The following is a 5,690-nucleotide window of genomic DNA, read 5'->3' on the forward strand; positions in this document are numbered from 1 at the left end:
CCACCCGCGCCTCGAACACCTCGTGCACGACCCGCGGATCCGCCGCGACGGACCCCTCACCACCCGCCGCCAGCAACCACTCCCGCTCACCGGCGGGCAGGTACACCTCCCGGGCGTCACCGTCCGGGTCGGCCGCCATCGCCTCCAGCACCGCACGGAACATCCCGGCGATCCGCTCGGCGTTGGACCGGCTCAGCGTGTGGGTGGTGCTGCGCAGGCTGAGGACCCCGGAGAGCGAGGTGATGGTGAGGGCGAACTCGTTCGGGGCGTCGTTGAAGCCCCAGCCGTCCTCGGCGACCTCGGAGTCCATCGCGTGGAAGTCCAGGTAGCCGAAGAAGACGTCGATCAGGCGCTGCCCGCCGGTGTGCGGGATCTCCGGCATCGGGAAGTGCCGGTGCGGCCACGCCTCGATCTCCCGGTCGGACACCTGCCGGACCAGGTCGCGCCAGGTCGCGGCGGTCCGGTCGGCGGGGAAGGGCAGCGTGTTGAGGAAGGTGCCGTAGATCCGCTCGGCGCCCTCCGCCTCCGGCCGGCAGTGGGTGACCAGCCCGGTGTGGAAGGCGGGCTCGTCGGTGAGCTGGCTCATGACCTTGACGTGGGCGGCGGTCAGGACGCTCTTCGGCGAGACGCCGGCGGTCCTGGCCAGGGCGCGCAGCCCGTCCTCCAGGTCGGCGAAGCGCACACCCGCCCGCACCACCTCGGCGGGCCGGCTCAGGTCACCGTGCCAGTCGGCGGGGAGCGTGAACTTGGCGTGCTCCGCGACCAGGCCCTGCCAGTAGGCGCGGTCCTCCGCGGAGTCGAGGGCCTTGAGTTCGGCGGCGACCGTGTCGGCGAAGCGCACCCGCGGCGCCTCGGCGGGCCCGGCGTCCAGGCCGTCCCGGATCCGCCGGTAGCAGGCCACGAGGTCCACCAGGAACAGCTGGTTGCTCCAGCCGTCCATGACGGCGTGGTTCTGCGTGAAGGTGCACAGCCACGCGTCGCCGCCGAGCTGGTGCGCGACGACGCGCAGCAGCGGCCGGGACGCGGACAGGTCGAAGGCGTCGGCCCGCTCGGCGGCCACGAACGCGGTCATGGCCCGGCGCTGCGCCTCCTCGTCCAGGTCGCCGAGGTCGCGCACGCCGGTGGGGACGTCGACGTCCGAGTGGACGAGCTGGAACGGCACCGAGAACCCGCTCAGGTGCACGGAGGTGCGCAGGACGTCGTGGCGGGCCACGACCTCCCGGACCGCCGCGTCGAACGCCTCGCGGTCCACGGGGCGGTCGTCGCGCACCCGGTAGACGTTCACGTTGTGGTAGTTGTTCACGGCCTCGTCGGCCAGGGTCTCGACGAGCATGCCGGTCTGGATCCGCGACAGCGGATAGGCGTCGTCCAGCCCCTCCGGCAGCCGCTCCCGGTCCTCCGCGGACACCAGCGCGAACGGCTCGACGAACACCTCGGCGGCGGCCGTCAGCGCCGACCGGCCGGTCAGCGACTCCGCGAGACCGGCGACCGTCCGCCGCTCGAACACGTCGCGCACCGACACGTCCAGGCCCTCGGCCCGCAGCGCGCCGATCAGCGCCACCGCCCGGATCGAGTCGCCGCCCAGATCGAAGAACCCGTCCAGCACACCGACCCGCTCGATCCCCAGCACCCGGCCCCACACCGCCGCCACCCGCTCCTCCAGCGGGGTGCGCGGCGCCACGGAGCGGCTGCCGGCGAAGGAGTCCTCGCCCGGCGCCGGGAGCGCGGCGCGGTCCAGCTTGCCGTTCGCCGTCAGCGGCACCGCCCCGATCTCGACGAACGCCGACGGCACCATGTAGTCGGGCAGGGTCCGGACCAGGACCTCCCGCAGCGCCTGGGGCGTCGGGGCCCGGTCGCCGGCGGGCACGATGTACGCCACGAGCCGCTTGTCGCCGGGGGTGTCCTCGCGCGACAGGACCCGGGCGTCCGCGACCCGCTCGTCCTCGACCAGCGCGGCCTCGATCTCGCCGAGCTCGATGCGGTAGCCGCGGATCTTCACCTGGCCGTCGCTGCGGCCGAGGAACTCGACGTCGCCGCCCGGCAGCGTGCGCACCACGTCACCGGTGCGGTAGAGGCGGGAGCCGGCGGGGCCGAACGGGTTCGGCACGAAGCGCTCGGCGGTCAGCACGGCCCGGTCGAGGTAGCCGCGGGCCACGCCCTCGCCGCCCACGTGGAGCTCGCCGGGGACGCCCACGGGCAGCGGCTGCATCCGGTCGTCGAGGACGTACATCGTCATGTTCGGCAGCGGCCGCCCGATCGGCATCACCTCGGCCGCGGTGTCCCGGGGCACCGGGAAGACGCACGTGCCCACCGAGGCCTCGGTCGGCCCGTACTCGTTCACCAGCCGGGTCCCCGGGGCCAGCTCCCGCCAGGCCCGCACGACCCGCCGGGTCAGCGCCTCACCCGCGACCACCAGGACGGGGGCGAGGGCGGCGGCCTGCTCCGGGGCCAGCTGGTGGATCAGCACCTCCAGGTGGGCGGGGGTCAGCTTGATGAAGCTGTAGGGCCCGGCCTCGGCCAGGGCCTCGCCGAGGCGTCCGAGGTCGAGGTCCTGGGGCAGCAGGTGGACGGCCTGTCCGGCGAGCAGCGGCGCCCACAGGTTGGGGACCACGAGGTCGAAGGCGACGGAGGAGAACAGCGGCGCGCCGGTGGTGCCCGCGGCCGCGAGTTCCGCCACGGCCCAGCGCACGTGGTTGACGAGGCCGCGGTGCGGCACCTGGACGCCCTTGGGCAGGCCGGTCGAACCGGAGGTGTAGATCACGTAGGCGAGTTCGTCGACGCCGGTGGTCCGGGCCGGGGCCGTCTTCGGCCAGCCCGCGACCGCGGAGCCGTCCCGGTCGGTCAGCAGGCGGCGGGTGGCCGCGGTCGCCGGGAGCAGGTCCTCGTAGCCGGTGTGGGTGACGACGGCGACCGCGCGCGCGTCGGACAGGATGTGGGCGACGCGGTCGGCGGGCAGGCCCGGGTCCATCGGCAGGTAGGCGGCCCCGGCCTTCCAGACGCCGAGCAGCGCCGCGACCAGGTCGACACCGCGGTCCAGCAGGACACCGACGACGGACTCGCGGCCGGCGCCGAGCGAGCGCAGGTGGTGGGCGTAGCGGTTGGCGCGGGCCTCCAGCTCGGCGTAGGTCACCCGGGTCGCGCCGAAGCGGACGGCGACGGCGTCCGGGGTCAGCGCCGCCTGCTCCTCGAACAGCTCGGGCACGGTCCGCGTGACCGGCTCGCCGGGGTTGACCGCCCACGCGCCGAGCAGGTGCTCCCGCTCGTCCGGCGCGACGAAGGTCACCCGGGCGTCCGCGCCGGGGTCGGCGGCCATCGCTTCGAGGACCGCCCGGTACATGGCGCCGACGCGCTCGGCGTTGGCGAGGCTGAGCGACCAGGAGTCGGCGGTCAGGAAGACGTGCTTGTTCCGCGAGGACACGGTCAGCGGGAACTCGGTGGGGCTCTCGTCGATGCCCACCGCGGCGTCGACGAGTTCCGCGTCGACCTGCCGGAAGTCCTGGTAGTTGAAGAACACGTCGATCAGGCGCTGCCCGCCGGCGAGTTCGCGCTGGACGGTCGGCAGCGGGAGCCTGCGGTGCGCCCACGACGCGACCTCGCGGGCGAAGACCTGGCGCACCAGGTCGAGCCAGGTGGCGGCGGAGCGGTCGACGGGGAACGGCAGGGTGTTGAGGTACATGCCGTAGACGTGGTCGGCGCCGAGCACCTCGGGGCGCACGTCGTAGACGAGGCCGGTGTGGAACGCCGGGGCGTCGGTGAGCTGGCTCATGACCTTGGCGTGGGCGGCGATCATCACGCTCTTCAGGGAGGCCCTGGCCCGGGCCGCCAGGGCGCGCAGCCCCGGCTCCAGGTCGCCCCAGGGGACCATCACGTGGTGGGCCCGGCGCGGGGTGTCCTGGTCCTCGCCCCAGCCCTCGGGCAGCGTGAACCTGGTGTAGCCCTCGACGACGCCCGCCCAGTGGGCGCGGTCCTCCGCCGAGGCGAGCGAGGTGAGTTCGGCGGCGATGGAGTCCGCGAAGCGCACCTCCGGCGCCTCGTACTCGCCCGGCCCGTCGCCGTCGCGGATCGCCCGGTAGCACCCGAGGAGCTCCATCAGCATCGAGTGATGGCTCCAGCCCTCCAGGATCGGGTGGCACTCGGTGGCGGAGATCCACAGTCCGCCGCCGGCGGTGGGGTGGGCGTGGAAGCGCATCAGCGAGGGCGTGGCCAGGTCGAACAGCGTGGCGCGCTCGCGGGCGACGAACTCCCGCAGCCGCGCCTCGGCGCTCTCGTCGTCCAGCCGGGTGAGGTCCTGCACGCCGACGACGGCGGTGGCCCGCGCGTGCACGAGCTGCATCGGCACCGAGTAGTCGGCCAGGTGCAGGGAGGTGCGCAGCACCTCGTGGCGGGCCACCAGGGTCCTGACCGCCTCCTCGAAGGCGGGGGCGGAGAACGGCTTGTCGTCGCGGATCCGGAACGACGAGACGTTGTGGTAGTTGTTCTGGCCCTCATCGGCCAGCATCTCGATGACCATGCCGGTCTGGATCTGGGAGAGCGGGTAGGCGTCGACGATCCCGTCGGGCATCCGCTCGCGGTCCTCGGCGGCGATCAGCTCGAAGGGCTTGACGAAGGTCTGCGCCCCGTCGGCCAGCGCGGGCCGGCCGGTGAGCAGTTCGCACAGCTCGGACACGGTGCGCCGGTCGAAGACGTCGCGCACCGCCAGGTCGAAGCCCTCGGCGCGCAGCGCGCCGACCAGCGCGACGGCGCGGATCGAGTCGCCGCCCAGGTCGAAGAAGCTGTCGTGGACGCCGACCCGCTCGACCTCGAGCGCGGTGGCCCACACCGCGGCCACCCGCTCCTCGACGGGGGTGCGGGGGCCGACGTAGACGCTGCTCAGGAAGGACTCGGTGCCCGGTGCGGGGAGGGCGCGCCGGTCCAGCTTGCCGTTGGTGGTGAGCGGCAGGGCGTCGAGGCCGACGAACGCGACGGGGATCATGTACTCGGGCAGGTCGCGGCCGAGGAGTTCGCGCAGCTGGTCGGCGCCGGGGGCGCGCTCGCCCGCGACCGGCACCAGGTAGGCCACCAGCCGCTTGTCGCCGGGGGTGTCCTCGCGGACGTCGACGACCGCCTCGCGGACCACCGGGTGGGCGGCCAGCGCGGCCTCGATCTCGCCGAGTTCGACGCGGTAGCCGCGGATCTTCACCTGGTGGTCGATGCGGCCCAGGTACTCCAGGGTGCCGTCGGGGCGGCGCCGGGCGAGGTCGCCGCTGCGGTACAGGCGGGAGCCGGCCGGACCGAACGGGTCCGGCACGAAGCGCTCGGCGGTCAGCGCGGGCCGCTCCAGGTAACCGCGGGCCACGCCGGGACCGGCGACGTGGATCTCCCCCGGCACGCCGACGGGCAGCAACTCGCCCGCCGCGTCCAGGAGGTGGATCCGCAGGTCGGCGAGCGGCACGCCGATCGGGTTGCCGGCCGCCTGCAGGTCGGCCTCGACGACCCGGTGGAACGTGGTGTGCACGGTGGTCTCGGTGATGCCGTACATGTTGACCAGGGCGGGCCGTTCGAGGCCCAGCCGGTCGGTCCACGGCCGCAGTTCGCGCAGTTCCAGCTTCTCGCCCGCGAAGACGACGTGCCGCAGGGCGAGCCGGTCCACGCGCGGGTCGCCCTCGCCGGCGGCCGCGACCAGGGAGCGGAAGGCGGTGGGCGTCTGGCTC

General features: G+C 74.2%; 1 protein-coding gene. It reads right to left on the bottom strand.

What is annotated here, in order from left to right:
- Window positions 1–5,690: non-ribosomal peptide synthetase (locus tag ABT238_RS38415; RefSeq protein ID WP_350807228.1), on the bottom strand; the 5,690-nt coding region annotated here is incomplete at both ends.

It is taken from the genome of Kitasatospora sp. NPDC001527, assembly GCF_040298605.1.
In the GTDB taxonomy this organism is placed as follows: Bacteria; Actinomycetota; Actinomycetes; order Streptomycetales; family Streptomycetaceae; genus Kitasatospora.